This window comes from Brevundimonas sp., from assembly GCF_051858995.1.
Classification (GTDB): Bacteria; Pseudomonadota; Alphaproteobacteria; order Caulobacterales; family Caulobacteraceae; genus Brevundimonas.
Genome location: NZ_JBHYGN010000010.1, coordinates 251,371 through 273,614 on the forward strand (window position 1 = coordinate 251,371; position 22,244 = coordinate 273,614).

General features: G+C 68.1%; 19 protein-coding genes and 1 tRNA gene. 7 read left to right on the top strand and 13 right to left on the bottom strand.

The genetic code is table 11. The features are described 5' to 3' along the window. Positions 1-3: 3 nt before the first annotated feature. The 6 genes from ACTIEF_RS12115 to ACTIEF_RS12140 all read right to left on the bottom strand — a co-directional run bounded on the left by ACTIEF_RS12115 (position 4) and on the right by ACTIEF_RS12140 (position 5,566). Positions 4-93 (bottom strand) — tRNA-Ser (locus tag ACTIEF_RS12115). Between the two features lie 87 nt (positions 94-180). Next, positions 181-1,113 (bottom strand): NUDIX hydrolase, encoded by a 933-nt coding sequence (locus tag ACTIEF_RS12120; protein ID WP_439472400.1) that lies wholly within the window; start codon positions 1,111-1,113, stop codon positions 181-183. A gap of 2 nt (positions 1,114-1,115) precedes the next feature. Beyond that, complete coding sequence (locus ACTIEF_RS12125; protein WP_439472425.1) at positions 1,116-1,709, bottom strand: YfbR-like 5'-deoxynucleotidase; 594 nt, start codon at positions 1,707-1,709, stop codon at positions 1,116-1,118. A 131-nt stretch (positions 1,710-1,840) separates the two neighbouring features. Then, on the bottom strand, positions 1,841-2,728 hold the full coding sequence (locus ACTIEF_RS12130) for a methyltransferase type 11 (protein ID WP_439472401.1): 888 nt from the start codon (positions 2,726-2,728) through the stop codon (positions 1,841-1,843). Between the two features lie 216 nt (positions 2,729-2,944). Beyond that, positions 2,945-3,805 carry an AAA family ATPase gene (locus ACTIEF_RS12135; protein WP_439472402.1) on the bottom strand — a complete coding sequence of 287 codons (861 nt, stop codon included), beginning with the start codon at positions 3,803-3,805 and terminating at the stop codon, positions 2,945-2,947. A gap of 483 nt (positions 3,806-4,288) precedes the next feature. After that, the gene (locus tag ACTIEF_RS12140; protein ID WP_439472403.1) at positions 4,289-5,566 is read right to left on the bottom strand and encodes a lytic murein transglycosylase; all 1,278 of its coding nucleotides are present in this window, start codon (positions 5,564-5,566) and stop codon (positions 4,289-4,291) included. Positions 5,567-5,966: 400 nt separating this feature from the next. Here ACTIEF_RS12140 and ACTIEF_RS12145 point away from each other — a divergent pair, with 400 nt between their 5' ends. The 5 genes from ACTIEF_RS12145 (at position 5,967) to ACTIEF_RS12165 (ending at position 7,704) form a co-directional block, all read left to right on the top strand. Further along, positions 5,967-6,248 (top strand): hypothetical protein, encoded by a 282-nt coding sequence (locus ACTIEF_RS12145; protein ID WP_439472404.1) that lies wholly within the window; start codon positions 5,967-5,969, stop codon positions 6,246-6,248. Between the two features lie 32 nt (positions 6,249-6,280). Then, positions 6,281-6,520, top strand: a complete 240-nt coding sequence (locus ACTIEF_RS12150) for a hypothetical protein (protein WP_439472405.1) — start codon at positions 6,281-6,283, stop codon at positions 6,518-6,520. A gap of 153 nt (positions 6,521-6,673) precedes the next feature. Continuing rightward, the gene (gene ykgO / locus ACTIEF_RS12155) at positions 6,674-6,799 is read left to right on the top strand and encodes a type B 50S ribosomal protein L36 (RefSeq protein ID WP_045655953.1); all 126 of its coding nucleotides are present in this window, start codon (positions 6,674-6,676) and stop codon (positions 6,797-6,799) included. A gap of 207 nt (positions 6,800-7,006) precedes the next feature. Continuing rightward, complete coding sequence (locus ACTIEF_RS12160) at positions 7,007-7,282, top strand: DUF2312 domain-containing protein (protein WP_141626229.1); 276 nt, start codon at positions 7,007-7,009, stop codon at positions 7,280-7,282. A 113-nt stretch (positions 7,283-7,395) separates the two neighbouring features. After that, positions 7,396-7,704, top strand: a complete 309-nt coding sequence (locus ACTIEF_RS12165; protein WP_439472406.1) for a hypothetical protein — start codon at positions 7,396-7,398, stop codon at positions 7,702-7,704. A 74-nt stretch (positions 7,705-7,778) separates the two neighbouring features. Here the strand turns inward: ACTIEF_RS12165 and ACTIEF_RS12170 are convergent, their stop codons facing one another. The 3 genes from ACTIEF_RS12170 to ACTIEF_RS12180 form a co-directional block, all read right to left on the bottom strand. After that, positions 7,779-10,577, bottom strand: a complete 2,799-nt coding sequence (locus ACTIEF_RS12170; protein WP_439472407.1) for a TonB-dependent receptor — start codon at positions 10,575-10,577, stop codon at positions 7,779-7,781. Positions 10,578-10,769: 192 nt separating this feature from the next. Next, positions 10,770-12,251, bottom strand: a complete 1,482-nt coding sequence (locus ACTIEF_RS12175; protein ID WP_439472408.1) for a sigma-54-dependent transcriptional regulator — start codon at positions 12,249-12,251, stop codon at positions 10,770-10,772. A 115-nt stretch (positions 12,252-12,366) separates the two neighbouring features. Then, a complete protein-coding gene (locus ACTIEF_RS12180) occupies positions 12,367-14,208 on the bottom strand; it encodes a DUF4153 domain-containing protein (RefSeq protein ID WP_439472409.1) in 1,842 nt (613 codons plus the stop codon). Between the two features lie 401 nt (positions 14,209-14,609). On the opposite strand from ACTIEF_RS12180, the gene rplJ reads away from it, so the two are divergent. Beyond that, on the top strand, positions 14,610-15,125 hold the full coding sequence (rplJ, locus tag ACTIEF_RS12185; RefSeq protein ID WP_439472410.1) for a 50S ribosomal protein L10: 516 nt from the start codon (positions 14,610-14,612) through the stop codon (positions 15,123-15,125). A 66-nt stretch (positions 15,126-15,191) separates the two neighbouring features. Next, positions 15,192-15,578 carry a 50S ribosomal protein L7/L12 gene (rplL, locus tag ACTIEF_RS12190; protein ID WP_439472411.1) on the top strand — a complete coding sequence of 129 codons (387 nt, stop codon included), beginning with the start codon at positions 15,192-15,194 and terminating at the stop codon, positions 15,576-15,578. A gap of 102 nt (positions 15,579-15,680) precedes the next feature. Here rplL and ACTIEF_RS12195 read toward each other — a convergent pair whose 3' ends face one another. From ACTIEF_RS12195 to ACTIEF_RS12210, 4 genes are all read right to left on the bottom strand, one after another. After that, on the bottom strand, positions 15,681-17,054 hold the full coding sequence (locus tag ACTIEF_RS12195; RefSeq protein WP_439472412.1) for a serine hydrolase: 1,374 nt from the start codon (positions 17,052-17,054) through the stop codon (positions 15,681-15,683). Between the two features lie 102 nt (positions 17,055-17,156). Next, positions 17,157-19,124: a M61 family metallopeptidase gene (locus tag ACTIEF_RS12200; protein ID WP_439472413.1), complete on the bottom strand. Its 1,968-nt coding sequence runs from the start codon at positions 19,122-19,124 to the stop codon at positions 17,157-17,159. A gap of 8 nt (positions 19,125-19,132) precedes the next feature. Further along, complete coding sequence (locus ACTIEF_RS12205; RefSeq protein WP_439472426.1) at positions 19,133-21,085, bottom strand: M61 family metallopeptidase; 1,953 nt, start codon at positions 21,083-21,085, stop codon at positions 19,133-19,135. Positions 21,086-21,219: 134 nt separating this feature from the next. Next, positions 21,220-22,239, bottom strand: a complete 1,020-nt coding sequence (locus ACTIEF_RS12210) for an alpha/beta fold hydrolase (protein WP_439472414.1) — start codon at positions 22,237-22,239, stop codon at positions 21,220-21,222. Between the last annotated feature and the right edge of the window lie 5 nt (positions 22,240-22,244).

The window sequence follows — 22,244 nt, forward strand, 5'->3', positions numbered from 1 at the left end:
CGGTGGCGGAGAGGGGGGGATTCGAACCCCCGGTACGCTTTCACGCACGCCGCATTTCGAGTGCGGTACATTCAACCACTCTGCCACCTCTCCGCGGGGCCGAACGCTCATTGGTCGAACGAGAGCGGCTTCTCTAATGGGGGAGGCCGTGCGCCGCAAGCGGCGAATTGAGGAAAATCGTCAGCGTAGGGCCGGAAGCGGCAGACCCAGCGCCTCGCCGCTGGACAGATCGCCCGCGACGACGCGGAAGAGCTCGGCCGGACGGCCGCCGGTGGCCGCCGAAAGACGGCCGGTGGCCTCGACCAGACCGGTGCGCTCGACCCCTCGGCGGAAGTTCTGCTTGTGCAGAGACAGGCCCGCGACGGCCTCGGCGGCGGCCTGTAGGCCGGACAGGGTGAAGGTCTCGGGCATCAGGTCGAACAGGACCGGGCGGTACTTCAGCTTGCTGCGCAGACGGCCCAGGCCGGTGGCGAGGATGCGGCGGTGATCGGAGGCCATCGGCAGGCCGGGGGCGTGGGCTGGAACGGGCTTGTCCTGATCGCGGGCGGCCTCGGCTACCAGCCCGGCCTCGTAGAGCAGTTCGTAGCGCTCCAGCACGCGGCCCTCGTTCCAGCGGTAGCCGGGGGCGGCGGCGAACAGGGCCTCGACGCGGGCGGCGCGGCGGGGATCGCCGGCGCTCCAGTCGCGCAGACCGTCGAGCAGGACGGTCTGGCAGGCGGCGGCGCCGTCGCGGCGGTCCTCCCACGGGAAGACGTCCAGCAGGGGCGTCCAGCGGGCGTCTGCGGCTGGGGCGTCGGCGGCGTCGGCGGTCAGGGCCAGATAGCCGACCGAGACCTCGCGGTGATGCTCCGGCCCCGGAGTGGCGCGGGGGCTGGCCCGGCCCAGGTCGCCGAAGGTGTAGAGCTGCTCGACGAAGCCGAGGCGGAAGCCGGTCTGGGCCGTCACGAAGGCGCGCAGGGCCAGTTCGAAGGTGCGGTCGCGGGCCGGGTCGAAGGGGCCGAAGGGCAGGGCGGCGGAGCCGTCATCGCCGGTCGTGGTCAGGGCGCAGGCCTTGCCGTCCCGAAGCGCGATGACCACAGCCGAGAGGCCGATGCGGACGCCCTGTTCGCCCATGGCTATTCGGTGTGCCAGGCGTCGGGCGCGGTGATCAGGCCGACGGCCTCGGCCAGCACGCGGTAGCGCTCGAGATAGCGCTGCTGGGCCACGGGGGCGGGCAGGGGCTCGATGATCAGATCATAGCCGGCGGGCGGGGCGCCGAAGATCTGCAGGCTTTCGGTCTTGTTGAAGCCAGCCAGCTGGGTGGCTTCGAAGAAGGCGCAGGCGCGGTCGGCCTTCTTGATCAGGGTCTTGATGGCCACCGGGTTCTTGGGCGGCAGGCCGAAGCGGACGTGGATGGCGCTTTCCAGACGGGCCTCGAAGGCCTTGTAGTTCACGCCCAGCGCGGCCTTGAACGGCGAGATCATGTCGCCGATCACATACTCCGAGGCGTCATGGAGCAGGGCGGCGAGGCGCCATTTCGGCTCGAGGCCCGGCTTGATGTAGGCGGCGATCTCCTCGACCACGCAGGAGTGCTGGGCGACGGAGAAGGCGTGCTCGCCGATGGTCTGGCCGTTCCAGCGGGCGACGCGGGCCAGGCCATGGGCGATGTCCTCGATCTCGATGTCGAAGGGCGACGGGTCGAGCAGGTCCAGGCGGCGGCCGGACAGCATGCGCTGCCAGGCGCGGGGCGCTTTCGACGAGGAGCGGGGTGCGGAAGCCAAGGCGTTATCCAGTTCAATCGGCTGGATGTGGTGGAGCATCGAGCCGCCGCGATCAAGGGCGGCGGGGCTTCATCCCCGCCTTATTCCCCGGCGTTGAGCGCCACCAGGTCGCGCGCGTCCTCGAAGACCCGGCCGCGATTGCGATCGCGGGAGCGGACGGTGGCGACCACCAGGGGGCCGCCGACGGGGCCGCGGGCCTCGTAGCCGACCAGCCGCCAGCCACTGGGGGAAGGCCGGTTGTCGGTCAGGATCCAGCTGGCGCGGGTGGCGTCGCCCGAGGCGACGGCGCGGACCTCGGTGCTGTCGTTCTGGGCGCGGACGCTGACGCTGTCGCCGTCGTCCTCGCCCTGGATATCGACGGAACTTCCGTTGTCGCCGGCGTCGATGTGCAGGCCGCCGATGCGGACGGTGGCCTGATCGCCCCGGGTCTCAATCTGCATGCCGGGCAGTCGGACATTGGCGTCGTCGCCGTTGGCCTCGACGGTCAGGCCGGGGGCGTGGACCGAGGCGCGGTCGCCCGAGGACTCGGCGCGGGCTTCGACACGGGCGCGTTCAGCGTCGGCGCGCACGGCGTCGGCGTCCGCGCGGGCCTGCTCGGCCTGACGGCGGCTTTCGGAGGCGTTGAGCCCGGCCAGGGCTTGCGGCATGTCGGCGGACAGGCGGTTCTCGAAATCCTTGAGCACCTGGGCCGGGGTGCGGTCGCCCAGCGGGGCGAGCTGGAGGGTCACCTCGGCGCCCTTGGGGCCGACATAGGTGCAGACGGTGCCGTTGTTCGAGGCCGAGCCCTTGCGGGTCAGGGAGCCCATGGTCTGCGGGCACTGGAGGGTGTCGACGACCTTGAGCACGCCCTTGGCGTCATTGTCCTCGGTCCGGGTGGACGAGATCTGCACCGAACGCTCGCCGTCGCAGGCGGCGGTCAGCGCGGCGAGGGCGCAGACGGTGGGCAGAAGAAGGGAACGGCGCAACATGATCCAGGTCCTCAAGTCACTGACATCCTGCGCGTCGAGGCGCGTGAATCCAGTGAAATCGCGGTAACCGGCGTGACGAAACCCGACCGCCCGTGTGGCGAACCGCTCGCGATGGAGCGTGATACGCGACCAGCGCCTACAGAACCGATCATGGACGTCCCCCCGGACCCAGCTTGACCAGACTGCACAGTTTCGCGCGCCGCGTCACCCTGATCGTCAGGCGCCGGGGCGACCGCCCTCGCGGCGGTTCAGGAAGGCGAGGCGTTCGAACAGGTGCACGTCCTGCTCGTTCTTCAGCAGGGCGCCGTGGAGCGGCGGGATCAGCTTGTTGGGCGTCTTCTCGCGCAGGGTCTCGGCGTCAATGTCCTCGACGAGGAGCAGCTTGAGCCAGTCGAGCAGTTCGGAGGTCGAGGGCTTCTTCTTCAGGCCCGGCGTGTCGCGGATCTCGTAGAAGGTCTTGAGCGCCTCGGAGGCCAGACGGCCCTTGATGCCGGGGAAGTGGACCTCGACGATGTCCTTCATCGTCTCGGCGTCCGGGAAGCGGATGTAGTGGAAGAAGCAGCGGCGCAGGAAGGCGTCGGGCAGTTCCTTCTCGTTGTTCGAGGTGATGACGACGACCGGGCGGACCTCGGCGCGGATCGTCTCGTCGATCTCCTGGACGTAGAACTCCATCCGGTCGAGTTCCTGCAGCAGGTCGTTGGGGAACTCGATGTCGGCCTTGTCGATCTCGTCGATCAGCAGGACGGGGCGGACGGGGGAGGTGAAGGCCTCCCACAGCTTGCCCTTCTTCAGATAGTTGCGGACGTCGTGGACCTTCTCCTCGCCCAGTTGGGAGTCCCGCAGGCGGCTGACGGCGTCGTATTCGTACAGGCCGTTGTGGGCCTTGGTGGTCGACTTGACGTGCCAGGTGATGAGGGGCGCGTTCAGCGCCTTGGCCATCTCATAGGCCAGGACCGTCTTGCCGGTGCCGGGCTCGCCCTTGATCAGCAGCGGGCGCTCCAGCGCCACGGCGGCGTTGACCGCGATCTTGAGGTCGTCGGTGGCGATATAGTTCGACGTGCCTTCAAAGCGGGACATGGCGGCTCCTGCGTACTGTTTGAAAACGCCTAGCGAAGGCGGGGGCGGTTAACAACGATCATGTTGGGGCAGGCCCCGTGATGGGAGAATGCCGAAACCCCGTCTTCCCGACACATTCGCGAAATGTGCACTCGGAAAAAAATGGCGTGCACATAGTGGCCTTTTTCGCCTGAGGCGGGGGATGGCGAGCGGGGTTCAACCGATAGATTGTCAAAGACCTGAGGATGCGAAGCCTAGCAGGCCGATGCGTCAGAATTGGACGTGCGGTAGCGCACCTCCCCAGCGCCCCTTCAAGGCGGTGGGAAGGACAGATCGCGCAGCGATCAGGCGGGGGCGGCGCTGGGGGTGAGGGAGTAGCCGCCGACACCGGTGTTTGAGCCTTATCCGGCCCTGACGGAGCCGCCCTCTCCTGATCGACGCTGGCGCGCCGATCTGTCCTCTCCATTCGCTTGAGGGCGAATGGAGAGGTGAACGGTGGAGCACTCAGCCGCCCCGCCGGATCAGTTCGTCCGCGAGATCCGCCGTCAGATAGCCGTCGGCGAGACGGTTGTTGGCGATCTGCCAGCGGCGGAGCGCCGCGCGGGTGTTGGCGCCGATGACGCCATCGACGCCCTGGGTGTCGAAGCCCAGATTGGTCAGGGCGCGCTGGGCGCCGATGCGCTGGTCCCGCGACAGGGGGGCGTCGGTCGGCCAGGCCTTGGTCAGGGCGGGCTTGCCCTGGATGCCGTCGGCGGTCAGGCCGATGGCGAGCGCATAGCTGACCGAGTTGTTGTAGGCGCGGATGATGTAGTGGTTGGGCAGGGCCAGGAAGGCCGGGCCGCGCGCGCCCTGGGGCAGGAGGATGGTGGCCTGTTCCGCCGCCTCGGCCTCGTTCGGGCGACCGCCGGCCGCGAGGGTGACGCCCTTGGCCGCCCAATGGGCCCAGTTGTGGCGCGGACCCTCGGCTTCGGCGTAGTCGAAGTTCGCCGGGAGGGTGACCTCGTAACCCCAGGTCTGGCCGCGCTTCCAGCCCGCCTGGGCCAGGAGGTTGGCGGCGGAGGCGAGGGCGTCGGCGTCGTCGCCCCAGATGTCGACGATGCCGTCGTTGTCCTGATCGACGCCCAGACGCAGATAGTTGTCCGGCATGAACTGGGTCTGGCCCATGGCCCCGGCCCAGCTGCCCTTCAGGCCTGAGCGGGCGCGCTTGCCGTCCACGACGATGTCGAGCGCATTCTTCAACTGGCCCTCGGCCCAGTCCCGGCGGCGGCCGTCGAAGGCGAGAGTGGCCAGCGAGCGGATGACGTCATAGTCGCCCTGGACCTGACCGAAGGCGGATTCCTGGGCCCAGATGCCGACGAGGATTTCGGACGGAACGCCGAAGCGCTGGACCACGGCCCACGGCACGCGGTCCACCCGCTGACGCGCCTGGGCGATGCGGGTGGCGGTGACGGCGTTCTGGACATAGGCGCCGGCGGGACGGCTGAACTCGGGCTGGTTGCGGTCCAGACGGATGACGGACGGGTCGGGGGTCAGGCCCGCCAGTTCCCGCTCATACTGGGCGCGGCGGACGCCGCCGTGGCGAGCGAGGAAGCCCTGTTTCCAGCCTTCGAATCCGGCCTGATCGACCACGGGCGCGGCGGGCTGGGCGGGCGTGGCAGCGGGCGTCGGCGCGGGCTGCTCGGGCGCCGGGGCGGGCGTCGGCGTGATCGGCGGCGGCTCGGGCAGCATGGGCGCGCAGGCGGCGACTGTTCCGAGCAGGAGGAGGCGAAGGCTGATACGCATGTTCAAGAGTCTAGTGTCCCCGGGAGCGACGCCCTCATAACAAGTGCGCGAGTCGCCGCTTTCGCCATAAAGCGCCCGGATGGAGAAAGCGTTGCCGTGTCCTTCCCCATTCAGCGTCATTAACCGATTTTGTTTTTGGTCTGGTGACCGCGACGGGCGTATGGAAAACGCTGTCCTCTGAAACGGCCTGGTGGCGGAGGGGCTACGCGGCGGAGGTGCAACTCCGCAGACCCTCCGTTCAACTCGGAGGCCAGGCCTCCAGATATCGCGGGGCGATCTCTGGAGTTTGTTGGTGGCGCTAGCGCTGGGCTCGTGGAGCCTCGCTGCTTGAGCGCAAGAGGATAGCGCAATCGGTCGCCGTGCGGTGGCTTGCGGTTCGGAATGATCATCGGGGGCGCGGATGGCCGTTGAGAAGTTCAGCGCATGGTTCTTCGAGCAGCCGGGGCTGGTTCAGGAAGCGGTCCTGTACGGGCCGCCGCTGCTGGTCTCGACGGTGATCACCGTGATGCTCGGTGGACGGCTCAAAACCTCCCTGATCGCCTGGCTGTTCAATCCCAGCATCGCCGCCTCGGTCGACGCCCATCGCTGCGCCACCGATGAGGAGGCGGACGCCGAATGGACTCATGCCGCCAAGGACTCGATCAACGAGATGATCGCGCGACGGCGGCGAGGGATTCACTGAGGGGTCGGGGCCATGAGGAAGAGCTGCAGGCCATGCAGGCGCGGGCCGACGCGGCGGCTCCGGGGCCTTGGCTATCGTGGGTGGAGGGCCGGGATCATCTGGCCGGCTCAAACATCATCCAGACGCACGGCGGCGGACCGGAGGGCGTCGATATTGAGCCTGTGGGCGCATCCATCGCGGATCAGGACTTTATTGCAGCGGCGCGCTCGGACGTTCCGTCCTTGATCGCCGAAGTCAGGCGGCTGCATGGCTTGCTCGGCCCGGGAGGTTAGGTCTGTTTTCAGCCGTTTGCGCATCGGGTGTCGCAGTCTGGTCCTGTTGGGGCTTTACTCGGTTGACCTCTTCCCGACTCCTCTCTATACGCACCGCTCCGCCGCAGGCTCGTCCCGCGGCTTTCTTATTTTGATTTGCCTAGGACGACGACCATGAAGGTCCGTAGCTCGCTCAAGTCGCTGAAGACCCGCCACCGCGACTGCAAGGTCGTGCGCCGCAAGGGCAAGGTGTACGTGATCAACAAGACCGACCCGCGCTTCAAGGCCAAGCAAGGCTAAGAAGTCCGTGTGTGCCGACGCAGGCGACGCGGTCGCCTGCTACTTGCGCACAGGTTGGAATGAACAGGGCTGTGGACATTGTCCGCAGCCTTTTTCGCGTCCGGCGTTGAGTCGCGCGCAGGGACGTGGTTAGCGTCCGGTCCAACGAGCGCCCCCCGCCGCCTTCGGGCGAGGCGAGGGCCGGTTCCCCCTTACGGAGTTCTCCCCATGGCCGATGACGCCACCTTCGACTCGTCGCCCGACGTCCTGACCGCCACCGCCCAGGGCCGCCTGCGCTCGATCATCGAGCGTCTGGAGCGTCTGGAAGAGGACAAGCAGGCCGTCATGACCGACATGAAGGAGGTCTTCGCCGAGGCCAAGGGCGAGGGCTATGACGTCAAGGTGCTGCGCAAGGTCATCCGCATCCGCAAGCAGGACAAGGCCAAGCGTCAGGAAGAGGAAGCGATCCTGGACCTGTATCTGTCGGCTCTGGGGGAAGTCTGAGGTTTGAGGGAGTAGGGCGTAGGAATTAGGAATTGGGGGGATCACCGGCCATGCTGGATCCTGCGCCCCAATTTCTACTCCCTAATTCCTAGTCCTACTCCCTAAGCCCTCAGATGAAGCGGAAACCCCCGCCCAGCCCCTTCGAAGCCCAGCGCAAGGCCGCCCAGCGGGCGGCGCTGAGCGCCCTGAAACGCGCCCGCCGCTCGGCAGAGCAGGCGGGCGTTTCGCTGTCTGACTGGGAGGGCGAGTTCCTCGACTCGGTGTCCGAGCGGGTGAAGACCCACGGCCGCGCCTTCGGCGACCCCGAACTGGGCGCGCCCGGTCAGGCCCTGTCGGCCATGCAGGGCCGCAAGCTGAAGGAGATCACCGCCAAGGCGAAGGGGGAGGAGCCGAAGCGGCGGTGGGGGAAGAAGAGGGACTAGGGAACAGGGATTAGGGATTAACGGGCCCGAGCCCGCGTCATCGACCTAATCCCCAATCCCTAGTCCCCAATCCCTCAGAAGAGGATCTTCCGCAGCGTCAGGCTGATCACCCGGCCTTGGGGGTCCAAGTAGTCGGGCTGGTAGTTGAGCGGCAGCTCGCCGGCGTCGGTCGAGACCTCGGGGCGAGTGTCGAACAGGTTCTGAACCCCCAGCTGGATCCGGGCGCCCTTGAGGAACGGGTATTTGGCGACCCAGCTGGTGCGCTGGTTCAGGTCCATGAAGACGTTCAGATTGACCGTGGTCTGGTCGGCGAAGCGCAGGTCGGGGCCCGTGCCGCCGTCGACGCGGGTGCCCTCGCGCCAGGTGGCGAACATGAAGGCGCCCATGCCGTTGCGGAAGACGCCCGAGGTCAGCTGGAACTCATTGCGAGGGCTGCCGCCGCGGCCCGAGGTGGCGCCGCCGTCCAGCATGTCGATGACAGGCAGGCCGTCGGCGATGGTGATCTCATCCTGCAGACGGACGGTGTGGTAGAGCGAGATGTTGAAGCGGCCCTGGCCGGGCTGCATGGCCGGGCCTCGACCACGACCGCCGCCGCCTCCGCCCATGCGGATCTGCTGGCCACCGCCGCCACCGCCGCCGGGACCACCCTCCATGCGGATCTGCATGCCGCCGCCCGGGCGCGGGCCGCCCGGGCGGCCGGGCAGGGGCGACTGATTGGCCGCCGCCGGATTGGGCGTGCCGAAGGCGCGCGAGAAATTGATGCCGGTGCGGATGTCCTGCCGCTCGTACTTCTGGAAGTTCAGCGGGCGGGAATCGACAGAGAGCAGGTCGCCGACGGTCTGATCCGGGCGCGGGTCCGCGCGGGTGAAACGGCCCGGCAGGGCGGCCTCGAGGTCCGGTGTGATGGTCGGGAAGGCGGCCAGATAGTCGTCGGTGCGGCTGTAGGTCCAGGTCGACTGGATCGACAGGTCCGTCTCGCTGAACGGGCGGAAGGTGCCGCCGAAGCGGAAGACGTGGCGGTTGTCGGCCTCGAGGTTCGGATTGCCGCCCGAGATCTGGGTGACCAGCACCGTGGTCTGGTTGGCGAAATCGTAGACCGGCACGTTGAAGGTCGAGACGGTCGGATCGTTCAGCTGGCTGATGCTGGGCGCGCCCTGTTCGTCGGCGTAGCTGACGAGGAAGGACAGGGGCTCGATCGGCGACCAGTTCAGGCCGACGTTATAGCTGGACAGGCCGCCGAAGTCCGACAGGTCCTCATAGCCGAGGGTGGCGTTGACCGAGAGGTCGCCGAGGAAGGTGAAGGCGTCGCGGCGACGGCTGGCGATCGGGAAGTTGAAGGTGCCTTGGCCGTTGACCCGGTCACGCGACTGGGACCGGTCGGTGGTGACCGGAACGCCCAGATTGTTCGCGCGGGTGCTGGTCGAGTCCAGCGAACGGGTGTCGGCCCCGAATTTGAAGGTCGAGGAGATGCTGCCCGCGGGCAGTTCGTACAGGTCGCCGTTCAGCACCAGCTCTGCGCTGAGCACCTGCGATACCGAGTTAGCGGTGTCGTTCGGATTCCGGGTGAAGTCGGTCGGGTTCAGGGCCGCGAACGGGTTGGCGGTCGGGTCGTTGGCGTTCAGGCGGGCCTGGAAGGCCGTGGGCAGGGCATAGCCGCGACCGGTCGTGGTGTCGGTCTCTGTGCGCTCATAGTTGCCGGTGGCGGTCCAGCGCCAGGCCTCGCCGAGATAGCCATCGACCACCACGCCCAGCTTGCCAGAGAGGGCGTCGGTCTCGCGGCGAAGGGAGGCGGCGTCGTCGATGTAGCGGTGCACGACCACGTCGCCGGCGAAGGGCGAATAGGGGTTGGCGTCGTCGAGGTTCAGACTGAGACCCGGCAGGCCGTTGAAGCTGCGGCTGGAGGTGTCCTCCAGACTGCCGCTGACGGTCAGCTGGGTGGTGCCGTTCAGGTCGCGCTTCATGGTGCCGCGCACGGTGGCGCGGTCGCTTTCCGACAGCAGGGTGCGATAGGCGCCCAGATCGGCGGTGCGGGCCGGACCGGCGGCGAACAGGAAGTCGTTGAAGGTCGGGTTGGTCACGCCGCCGGGGACGGGGGTGATCGCCGTGCCGAGCGCGGGATCGATGGCCGCGCAGGTGGCCGGGGAGGCGGTCAGGCAGCCCTCGCTGTAGCCGGGGCTGGTGACGTTGCCGATCAGGTCATAGGGCGTCGAACCGGCGCTGCGGTTGATGTCGCGCTCGGATTCGAACAGCGGGGTCGAGCGCTCGTATTCGGCGTCCATCGACCAGCGGTTCGCGCCGTTGATGCGCAGGACGTTGCCCTCGATCTCGGTGGTGGTGCGACCGCCCTGCACCGGGCGGCGGGCGCTCAGCTCGCCGGTGTAGGAGTTGAAGTTGTTCTTCAGGACGAAGTTCACCACCCGCTGCTCGGCGCGGTAGCCGAACTGGAGCGCGACCTGCTCGGGCAGGATTTCGGTGCGTTCGATGGCTTCGGTCGGGATGCCCTGGATTTCTTGGAAGCCCGAGATGCGGCGGCCGTTGACCAGGAAAACCGGCTGCAGGTCGGTGCGGCCGCTGGAGCTGCGGGTCAGCGGCTCCAGATAGGTCATCAACTCCGAGATGTTCGAGGCGCCGTAGGCCTGGATCTGCTCGGCCGAAAGGGTGACGTCGGCGGGGATGTCGGTGTCGACGCTGCCGCGCGGGCGGGCGCCGGTGACGACCGTGGTGCCCAGGTCATAGGCGTCGTCGTCCTCGGTCGAGGCCGGGGCGGCGGTCGCCGGGGTCTGCGCTTGCTGCGGCGGCGTCTGTGGCGGGGTCGGCGCGGTCTGGATCACGCCGGCCATCAGGCCGGACAGCGCGGTGGTCACAAGCAGCATACGAGGGGCCTCGGGGGGAGAAGAAACTAAGCAGCAAACGTACGGCGTCCGTGTTTCCGTCGCATTGCAGCGATGAAACCGAGAGTTGCCGTTCGCGGTCCCGCCTGTCTTCGAGGGCGGGGCCTGTCCATGCCAATGAACTTTAGTTCAGGTTGAGGGCTTCCCTGAGGCGTTGCCGATTTGCAGCAGGGCTCAGCCCGCGTCCTTGAGCGCCCCTTCGAGGCCCTGTTCGCGCACCTTGCGATAGAGGGTCGAGCGGCCGATGCCGAGGCGGCGGGCGATCTCGGACATGTGGCCCGCATAGACCTCGATGGCGTGCTGGATCAGGTCGCGCTCGATCTCTTCCAGCGTCCGCAGGTGGCCGCGGTCGTCGAGGATGCGGATCGGCGTGTCCGGCAGGGGCGGCAGGTCGATGTCGGAGAGATGGGATTGAGCCCCCGCTGACAGCCCCTCCGTCTCGTGGCTGTCGCCACGATCCACCTCCCCCAAGGGGGAGGAATAGACACCGGAGATGGCCGGGAAGTCGTGGGGCTGGAGGAAGGGCGAGTCCGCCAGGATGATGGCGCGGTAGACGGCGTTCTCCAGCTGGCGGACGTTGCCGGGCCAGTCGAAGGCGGTCAGCAGGGCGATGGTCTCGCCGGACAGGCCGGTGACGCGCTTGCCTTCCTCGACATTGAAGCGGGCGATGAAGTGATCGACCAGGGCCGGGATGTCCTCGCGACGCTCGCGCAGGGCCGGGGCCTCGATGGGGAAGACGTTCAGGCGATAGAACAGGTCCTCGCGGAAGCGGCCGTCTCGAACCTGTTCGGCCAAGTCGCGGTTGGTGGCCGAGACGATGCGGACATCGACCTTGACCGAGCGCTTGGAGCCGACCGGGTCGATCTCGCCTTCCTGCAGCGCGCGCAGCAGCTTGACCTGCATGTCGAGCGGCAGTTCGCCGATCTCGTCCAGGAAGAGGGTGCCGCCCGAGGCTTCGGCGAACTTGCCGAGGTGTTTGTCGGTGGCGCCGGTGAAGCTGCCCTTCTCGTGGCCGAACAGGATCGACTCGACGAGGTTGGCGGGCAGGGCGCCGCAGTTCACGGCCACGAAGGGCTTGCCTGAACGGTCCGAGGCGCCGTGCAGGGCGCGGGCGATGACTTCCTTGCCGACGCCGCTTTCGCCGGTGATCAGCACCGGAATGCCGGACCTGGCCGCGCGGGCGCCCAGCGACTTGACCAGACGCATGGGCGGGCTGTTTCCGACCAGATCATCAAAGGAGGTGCGGCCGCCGTGGTGCTTCTTCAGGCGACCGACCTCGGCCGTCAGCTGGGTCAGCTGCAGGGCGTTTCGGACGCCGACCAGGAGGCGTTCGGCGGAGACGGGTTTGACGAAGAAGTCCTGGGCCCCGGCCTGCATGGCCTTGACCACGGCGTCGACGCCGCCGTTGGCGGTCAGGACGATGACCGGGGTGGCGACGCCCGCGGTGCGGATCTCGGCCAGGGCCTCCATGCCGCTCATGCCCGGCATGACCATGTCGAGCAGGACGACGTCCGCGCCGCCGCCCTTGGTCAGGCGATCGATGGCCTCGCCGCCGCTCTCGGCATGGACGACGACGTAGCCCTCGCGCTCGAGCACCGCCTGCGCCAGACGGCGCTGGGTCGGATCGTCGTCGACGACAAGTACGGTCTTCGCCATGCGGGCCCCTGTTCCATCACGTCCGGCCGGCTCTCAATGGTGGAGCTGGCTCATTCCGGGACGTTTTAGGCCTCACAAGGTGAAGATCAGGTGGTCGGGCAGGGTGAGCGGGGCGTTAACGGCCTGCGTCCGCCGACGCCTCCGTACAGAAGGCGCGGACATCGATCTGCGGCGTCGCGGGAGGGCCGTCGCCGAAGGTCAGGGAAGGCCACCGAGGCGTGGTGGTTCGCACTTCGTCGCGCTTCAGCCGATCCCGGAGGTCCTCGCGCGGACCACTGCCGCAGCGCGGATTGGTGTAGGTCCCCTGCGCGGTCCAGACGCCTTTTTCGTTCCGGGCCCACAGGATGATGTTGAAGGATCGCGCCACCAACACCTCCACGGCGCCGTCGCCGTCCAGATCCATGGCCTTAGCGACGCAGGCGCCCTGACCCATGCAGTCGTAACGGTCATCGTCCGGGCGGACCCCGCGCGCGAAGTCCTCCGGCAGCGGCGATCCGACGACCTCGAACATCGGGGTGCGATCCGGCTGGCCTTCATCGCGCGCGTCCCAGCGCTCCTTGATGGCGGCGACGCGTTTGGCGCGCTCGGCGACATCGGTGTTGGACGAACGGGTCAGCCGCTGCAGCGCCGCTTCACCGACCTTGCCGCTTTCGAAGCGCAGGAAGCGGAAGTCGAACTGGTCCGGTTTCACGGCGCCGCGCTCCAGCCGGGCGACCTGGTCGGCGACGGACAGGCGGGCGGGGTCGGCGAGGGGGCTGAACAGGGCGAGGATGACGAGGATGGCCAGGCCGGCGGTCAGGATGTTGGTGCGCTCCAGCGGCTGCATCCAGCCCGCGCCCTTGCGCCAGAAGGGCTTGAGGGCCGCGAAGCCGTAGCCGCCAGCGTAGGCGGCGCCGATGACGGCGCAGGCCAGGGCGATGATCCGGTCGGGCGTGAGGCCGTGCTGGCCGATGCGCAGGGCCAGTCCCCAGAAGGCCAGGATGACCAGCGGCGTCAGCAGGACGGCGGCGACGCGCACGGTCCACTGCAGGATGCGGGGCGGCAGGTTGTCGGCGCGTCCGTCCTGATAGGCAGTGTTGATGAGGATGATCAGGGCGGCGGCGGCCGACAGGACCAGCGCCGTGGCGCTGCCGGTGTCCCACAGGCCCTGCAGGCCGGTGAAGGGCAGGGCGGCGAGGAAGCCCGCCGCCAGCACGGTCATGAGCAACAGCAGCCACGACAGCAGCATCAGGGCGACGCTGCGCACGCCCCGGATCAGGCCGTCACGCACATCCGTCAGGTGGACGGCGACCGAGAACATCAGCGTCGTGACGGGGATGGAGAACCAGGACTCGTTGATGAGGTCCTTGAGAAACTCCAGGCCGATGATCCTGAACAGGGCCGCGCCGAGGTGGAGCAGGATCCAGAAGGCGATCGTGAACCCTATCGACAGGGCCAGTTGAACCCCGGCCTTCCAGGCGGTGTCGAAATAGGTGGGGAAGGCGGCGATCCGCTTGCGCTCCAGATCGGCCGGCAGGACCAGGTGGTGGCCGATGAAGAGGGCCGCCGCAGCGAACAGGGGCATGGGCCAGGGCAGGAAGGGCGGCCGGGTCGCCGGGCCGTAGTCCGCGACGGACTGGGCGGCGACGCCGTGCCAGCCCAACAGGGCCAGGAAGGTGGTCGCGCCCAGCGCCCAAAGGGCCAGGGTCAGGGGGCGCATCCGCCCCGCGCCCGCGAGCAGGAGGACCGGGACCATGACGAGGATCATGGCCAGCGGTCCGAACAGTTCCGGGACGGTGGCGGGCCAACTCAGCTGCTCGAGGACCGGCTGGCTGTAGTCGTGGACCTGGGCGCTGCGATACAGCCACCACAAAGCCCCGCCCTGCAGCAGGCCGACCGCCAGTCGAAATCCCGCCAGGGCGGGCGTTCCGGCCCGACCCAGACTGTTGCGGCCGGTGGCCTCGACGGCGTCGCTCATGCGATCCCCTCCTTATGGTTGAGGGGAGCCTGCCCCGGATTTCCGGCCCTGTCTTGAGGATTTCCGGTGCAGTTGACCTGCAAACGTCGAACCGGCTTGAGTTTGCGGGGATTGCGTGTATAGAGCGCGCCTTCTCCGTCGCAGCCTTCGGGACGCGGCGGTCCTGTCCGAGAACTTCGGGGCGTGGGGGCCACCCATGCCGTAACTGTCAGGGAGCCTCCTGACGCCGTGGGGAGATGGGGATGCAGACGATCGCCGTCACCCGGTTTTCCGGGGGCACGGGGTTTGAGCTTCCTTCGGACAATACGACCGGCCTGAACGTCTCGCAGCGATGCGCGGCGCTTTGGCCACAACGTCGTCGGGAATAAGCCCGGCGGCGAGTACCAAGACTGGAGACCGCAATGGACCGCGCACAAAAAGCCGAGTCGATCGAAACGCTGAAGGGCGTTTTCGCCGACGCGGGCGCCGTGGTCGTGACCCACAACCTGGGTCTGACCGTTGCGGAAATGGAAGACCTGCGTGGCCGCCTTCGTAAAGAAGGCGCCGCGTTCAAGGTGGTCAAGAACCGCCTGGCGCTGAAGGCGCTCGAAGCCGACGAAGGCAGCGACTACCACGGCCTGTTCAAGGGTCCGGTGGGCATCGCCTATGCCAACGATCCGGTGACGGCCGCCAAGGTCACCGCCGAATTCGCCAAGGGCAACGACAAGTTCGTCGTTCTGGGCGGCTTCATGGGTGAAAAGGTTCTGGACGCGAAGGGCGTGGAGACTCTCTCCAAGCTGCCGTCGCTGGATCAGATCCGCGCCTCGCTGCTCGGCCTCATCAACGCCCCGGCGACCAAGATCGCCGCCGTCGTTCAGGCCCCGGCCGGCCAACTGGCTCGCGTTTTCAACGCCTACGCCACGAAGGACGCCGCGTAAGCGGACCGCCGACTTTCATCTCTGCAAACTCTCTACTGAACCCCATCCTACCGAAGGAACTACCCCATGGCTGATCTCGCCAAAATCGTTGAAGACCTGTCGGCTCTGACCGTCCTGGAAGCCGCTGAACTGTCGAAGCTGCTGGAAGAAAAGTGGGGCGTGAGCGCCGCTGCTCCGGTCGCCATGGCTGCCGCTCCGGCTGCCGGCGGTGGCGACGCCGCTCCGGCCGGCGAAGAGCAAACCGAGTTCACCGTTGTCCTGGTTGACGGCGGCGACAAGAAGATCAACGTCATCAAGGAAGTCCGTGGCGTGCGTTCGGACTTGGGTCTGAAGGAAGCCAAGGACCTGGTCGAAGGCGCTCCGCAGAACGTCGTCGAGAACGTTTCGAAGCAAACCGCCGACGAAATCGCCAAGAAGCTGACCGAAGCCGGCGCCAAGATCCAGATCAAGTAATCTGGCTTCTGGCAGTCGCCCCTCGGGGCGATGGCTTGCAAAGCATGAACGGGCCGGAGGGAAACCTCCGGCCCGTTTTCTTTTGGGCTTCGACGATGCGGCCTAGCGCTTGCGGCCCGGCATCTCGCGGCCGTTCTGGTGCAGGGTCAGGCTTTCGACCACGCCCGAGGCGTCACGGGTGAAGGTGATGCGGGCGTCGACCATGCGCAGGAAGAAGGCGTCCTGGGCTTCCGGCGACAGCGCCAGGGCTTGCTGACCGGTGGCCTGGGCGGTCAGGCCGCCGTCCACGACCGCGATGGTGATCGAGAAGGTCGGGGCCAGTTCATAGACGCCCTCATAGGCGCGCAGGTCTTCGGCGGAGACGGTGATCTCGCTGCGCTCTTCGGGCAGGGTGACGGTCCCGCCGTTGGCCAGGGTCATCAGGTCCGCGCCGATCTTGTCGGGGGCCGGGCCGTTGAGGTTGCCTAGGACGATGACGGTCATGTCGCTGCCGGTGTCGTGGGCCATGAAGGTGTTGAAGCCCTCGATGCCGCCGCTGTGCAGCAGCAACTGGCCGCCCTGGCTGGGTCGGACGCCTAGGCCGAAGGCGTAGCCGCTGCGGACCGGTGTGGTCAGAAGGGCCATGGACTCCGGATCCAGCAGGCGGCCGCCGAACAGGCCCTCTTCCCACTTCAGCAGGTCGCGGGTGGTCGAGTAGAGGGCGCCGGCGCCCTGGGGCACGACCATGTTGATGTATTCGGCGTTGGCGAAGCCGCCGCCGGGAGCGGGGGTGTAGCCGGAGGCGCGCCGGGGCAGGACGGTGGCCGAGACGTCATAGCCGCTGTCGGCCATGCCCAGCGGGCGGAACAGGTGCTGATCCAAATAGTCGGCGTAGGACTGGCCGCTCGCCTTCTCGATGATCAGGCTGAGCAGCAGATAGCCGGAGTTGGAGTAGGCGAAATCCTGACCCGGCTGGAAGTCCAGCGGCAGGTCGCGGAACAGGGCCAGGGTCGCCTCGGGCGTCGTTTCCTGCATCTTGTAGGCGCGGAAGCTGTCGAGCGAGGTGACATTGGGCAGGCCGGCCGTGTGGGCCATCAGGTGGCGCGGGGTAATGGCGTCCCAGCCGGCCGGGGCGTCCGGCAGCCAGGTCTTCACCGGGGCGTCGATGTCGATCAGCCCGCGCTCGCGCAACTGCAGGATGGCGACGGCGGTGAACTGCTTGCTGACCGAGCCGAGGCGGAATTTGGTGTCGCCGGCGTTGGGAATGTTCCACTCGCGATTGGCCAGGCCGAAGCCCTGATCCAACAGGACCTGATCGCCGCGCGCGACCAGCACCGAGCCGGTGAACTCATTGCGGTCCAGCGAGCTGCGGACGACCTGCTCCATGCGAGCCACGTCCTGGGCGAGGGCGGGCGCGGCGGTGAGCGCCAGGACCGCGGCGACGGTGCAGCCGAGGCGCGCGCGGAGGCGAACGCCGGAGAGAATGCGATTGGACACTGGGAACCCCCTTCAAGCGCGACAGTCACGCTAATGGAGGAAGAGGCCGCCCGGCCACCGGATGGATGCGGGCCGCCTCATTACGTTTCCGTAAGTCGCCCCCTAGCGACGGCGCGGGGCGAAGATGTCGGCCAGACGGTCGCGCGTGCCCTCGATGCGGACCAGGCGCGGATAGCGCAGGCCGCCGTGGTAGTCGAAGGCGATGGTGCGGAACTCGTCGCCGCGCTTGAGGACCAGCCGGATCGGATCGGGGCTGGTCTTGGCCGCGGTGACGGCGGCGCGCAGGGCGTCGGCCGAGCCGACCCGGTCGCCGACGGCCACCAGCTCCCAGCCCGCGCCCAGCCCCTGATCGAACGCCAGCGAGCCCCAGCGGACGCCGGTGATGCGCGTGCCCGACAGGCTGAAGCCCAGGGAATACTGGAAGTCGCCGCCCCAGCCGCCGAACATCCGCTTCTCGACCGGGGTCAGCTCATCGACGTAGGTCAGGCGCCAGCCGGCGCGCTCGAGACCGTCCAGCGGGGCCTTGGCGTCGGGGCCGACGGCGTCCAGACGGGTGCGGAGGAAGGCAGCCCAGTCGTGCGGGTGCACGGCGTTCAGGGTCGTGACCACATCCTCGAACGTATAGGGGCGGGCCTCCCAGACGCCGTCCTCGACGCCGAAGAAGGCCTTGGCGAAGTCGTCCAGCGACTTGCGGTCGTTGGTCTCGGACCGGATCAGGGTGTCGGCGTCCAGCCAGATTAGCAGGGCCTCGCGGTAGTAGTCGCCGGTGCCGCGCATCCACGACGACCAGGGATTGGTCAGCCGGTAGCCGAGCAGGTTGTGGTTGGTGGTGTCCTGCAGGGCGCGCCATTGGCGGCCGGGCTGCTGGTCATAGAAGCCCGCTACCTCGGCCAGGTTGATCACGGCCTCCTCGAAGGTGCCGAGGCCCGAGCGCGGGGTCAGGACGTCGCCCCAGTATTCGGTCTGGCCCTCATAGACCCACATCAGGGTGTTCTGGGTCGGGACGTTGAGGTTGGCGACGTATTCGTCGGACGGACGGCGGAATTTGCCGTTCCAGCTGTGGACGTACTCGTGAGGCAGCAGGCCGCGCGCGCCATAGGCCGGGTTGGCGCTGGAGAAGTAGTTGGGGGCTGCGGTGTTCTCGGATGAGCGGTGATGCTCCAGCCCGATCCCGCCCATCTGGTTGGTCAGGCCCAGCAGGAACTCGTAGCGGTCGAAATGGCGGGCGCCGAACAGGTGGTCGGCCTGATCGACGAGAGCCTCGTACTTGGCCGTCCACTCCGGGGTGATGTTGATCGAGGCGGCGGTGTCGCCGACGAGGTTCAGATGGACCGGCGAGCGGCCGCCCGGGTCGATGTCCACGCGGCGGTAGTGACGGCCCGCGAACATGGGGCTGTCGGCCAGATGCTCGAGATTTATCGGGGCGAAGGTCGCCACGTCGCCTTCGCGCCCCGTGGTGTCCAGCGCCACGCCGTAATTCCAGCCGGTCGGCAGGACGACCGATGGGGCGAAGGTGATGCGGCTGTGGTTGTAACCCGCCGGATAGAGGAGGGCCTTCTCCCACTGCAGATTGACCATCTCGGGCGTCATGACCACGCGCCAGACGGCGTTGTCCGGCTGGGTCAGCCACTCGAACGACACCTCGATGGTCGACACGCCCGCCGGGATGTCGAGGTGGAAGGCGTGGGGATCGACCGTGTCGCGCACCCACTCGATCCGCTGGCTATTGCCCGTGACGGTCAGGCCCGAGATCAGCTGGATCGGGCCGGTGTCGGCGTGGTTGCCCGGGATGTATTTCGGATACTGCAGGACCAGATGGCCCGCCGAGACCGGGATGGTCTGGCGGGTGCGGATGACCTTGTGGTCGAGGTCGGTCAGGTCGACGCGGATGCCGATGACGCCCGGATAGTCGCGGTCCTGCGGCGCGGGGATCGGCGGCAGGGCGTGCGGCAGGCTGGTCGGCGCGGGCAGCGGCGCCTGGGCCTGGGAGGCGGGGACCTGCGCCATGGCGGGCAGGGCTGTCGAGGCGAGCAGCAGGGCGAGGGCGGCGGGCTTGATCATGTCAGGCATACTCGAAATCAGCGACGACGCGGCGACAGGATATCGCCCAGCCGGTCGGGCGTGCCCTCGATCCGCTCCAGGTGCGGGTAGCGTAGGCCGTCGTGGTAGTCGAAGTCGATGGTGCGGAAGCGGTCGCCGTTCTTGAGCATCATCTGGATCGGGGTGCTGTTGCCCTTCGAGGCGGTGATGGCCTCGGCGATGACGGCGGCGTTGGCGGTTCGGCCGTTGACGGCCACCACTTCCCAGCCCGAGCGCAGGCCCGCCTCGAACGCCGGGGAGCCCCAGCGGACGGCGGTGACGCGGTTCGAGCCGTTGAGCGACAGGCCCAGCGAATACTGGAAGTCGACACGGCCCAGCTCGGTGTTCAGGGCGCGGGAGTAGGCGTTGGGGGCCTCGCGCCAGACCAGACGGTAGCCGCCGCGCTCAATGCCGCCCAGCGGCCCGCGGGCGTCGGGGCCGACGGCGTCCAGACGATCCCGCAGGAAGGTCGCCCAGTCATTGGACTGCACCCCGTTCAGGGTCGAGGTCACGTCGGTGAAGGTGTAGGGCGCCGGGTCCCAGTTGCCGTCCTGCACGCCGAAGAAGGCCTTGGCGAAGTCGTCCAGCGACTTGCGGCCGTCGGTCTGCTCGCGGATCAGGGTGTCGGCGTCCAGCCAGATCATCGCGCCTTCGCGATAGTAGTCCTCGCTTCGCTGGCGGCTGGGCCAGGGCTGGGCGCGGCGCTGGGCGATGATCGGATCGTTGGTGGTGTCCTGCATGGCGCGCCATTCGCGGCCCGGATTGCCGTCGGCATAGGTCGCGGCGGTGTTGGCGAAGACGTCCAGCGCCTGCTGCTTGGTCATCAGGCCCGCGCGGGCGGTCAGGATCAGGCCCCAGTACTGGGTCTGGCCCTCATAGACCCAGAGCAGGGAGTTCTGCAGCGGCTCGTTCAGGGTCGGGGTCAGCTGGTCCGCCGGGCGACGCCATTTGCCGTTCCAGCTGTGGGTGTATTCGTGGCCCAGCAGGTCGCGGTCGGCCAGGGTGCCGGTCGGGTCGGTGAAGTATTTCGTATCGACGCTGTTTTCGGACGAGCGCATGTGCTCCAGCCCGATCCCGCCCAGATGGTCGGTCACGGCCAGCAGGAAGTCGTAGTGATTATAGTGGCGGGCGCCGAACAGGCGGTCGGCCTGACGGACCAGTTCGCGGTGCTGGTCGATGTGGGCGTCGGTGGCGGCCAGCTGCTCTGCGGTATCGGCGACGACGTTCAGGCGCACGGGAGAGCGGCCGCCCGGATCGAGGTCGATCTGGCGATAGTGGCGACCGGCGAACAGCGGGCTGTCAGCGAAATGCTCGAGGGTGACCGGGGCGAAGACGGCCACGCCGTTCTGGAACGAGCGGGTGTCCAGCGCCGTGCCGTACTGCCAGCCTGCGGGCAGGCGTAGGGTCGGCTGGAAGGTGATCTGACGCGAGTAGTAGCCCGCCGGATAGAGGAGGGCCTTCTCCCACTGGATGTTCAGCATGTCGTCGGTGATGACCACGCGGCCCTGCGAGCCCTCAATGGGCGTCAGCCATTTGAAGCTGACCTCGACGGCCGATACGCCGGCCGGAACCTCGACCTGGAAGGCGTTGGTCTGGACCGTGTTGCGGACCCAGCGCAGGGGCTGGCCGTTGGCGGTGACGCGCAGATCGGCGACGTCATCCACCGGGCCGACCGGGCCGTGGGCGCCGGGGATCCACTGCGGATAGAGCAGGATCAGCGGACCCGCGCCGGTCACCGGCACAGTCTGTTTGATAGAGACGATGCGGCGGTCGATGTCTGTGGCGTCCACCTCGATGGCGATGGGCGCCGGATAGGCGACGTCGCGCGGGGCGGGGATGGGGGCCAAGGCCACGGGCAGGGCGGGCGTGCCGACCTGAGCCAGGGCGGGCGCGGAGCCCAGCAGCAGCGCGGCGGCGCAGGCGGTCGCGATCAGGCGGGTGGTCGGACGCATCATGAAAGGCACTCTGGAGCGGAACGCGGAAGGGACGCAGATCACTGCGCGGGGCGGCGGGGGTCAACCCGATGGGGCGACCCCTGCATTAAATCGCTGTCATGTTGGAATCCGTCGCATCGGGCGGCGGGGCGTCAGTGGGGCGAGTCCAGCGCGGCCAGCAGGGCGGCGTGGAAGACCTCCGGCGCCTCCACCTGAGGCGAATGGCCCAGGTCGGGGAAGGCGATCAGGCGGGCCTGCGGAATGGCCTGCACCGTGCGGTGGCCGAGCAGATCGTAGCGGCCCAGCCGGGCCTGAACCTCTGGCGTGGCGCGGGCGGCGCCGGGGGCGGTGCGGTCCATCTCGCCGATGAACAGCAGGACCGGGACGCGCAGGCTCGACAGTTCCTGCACGACTGGCTGGGTGAAGATCATGTCGGAGGTCTGGGCCTGGTTCCAGGCGACCACCTCGCCGCCCGGCCCGGCGTACATACCCGCCAGCATGCCCACGGGCTCATCGTAGCGGGCCTGCCAGTCGCCGTCATAGTAGAAGCGGCGCTGATAGGTCTTGATGCTGTCGAAGGTGGTGCGGCGCTCGCCCGCGAAGGCGTCGTCAAGCTGGGCGTAGGGCACGCCCTCGGCCTGCCAGTCCTCCAGTCCGATGGGATTGACCAGCACCAGCCGCGAAACGGCGTCCGGGTTCTGCAGCGCATAGCGGAGGCCCAGCATGCCGCCCATGGAATGGCCCATGACGATGGGCCGCTCGACATCCAGGCTGTCCAGCAGGGCGCGGGTGTTGGCGGCCAGTTGCGACAGGGTGAACTGGTAGGCCTCGGGCTTGGACGACTTGCAGAAGCCGATCTGGTCCACGGCGATGACGCGATAGCCGTCGGCGGTCAGGGCATTGATCGTCGGCGTCCAGGTGGCGGCGCAGAAATTCTTGCCGTGAAGCAGGACGATGGTCCGGCCATTGGGCGCGGCGGTCGGGGCCAGGTCCATATAGACCATCTCCAGCGCCTGCCGCTGGGAGGTGAAGACGAAGGTGTGGATCGGGAACGGGTAATCGTACCCCTCCAACCGCGGGCCATAGGTCGGATGGTCCTGCGTCGCCGTCTGGGCATGAACGACCGGCGCGGCCGCGAGCAGCAGGCCGGCGAGGAGGAGGGGACGAAGCATGGGCG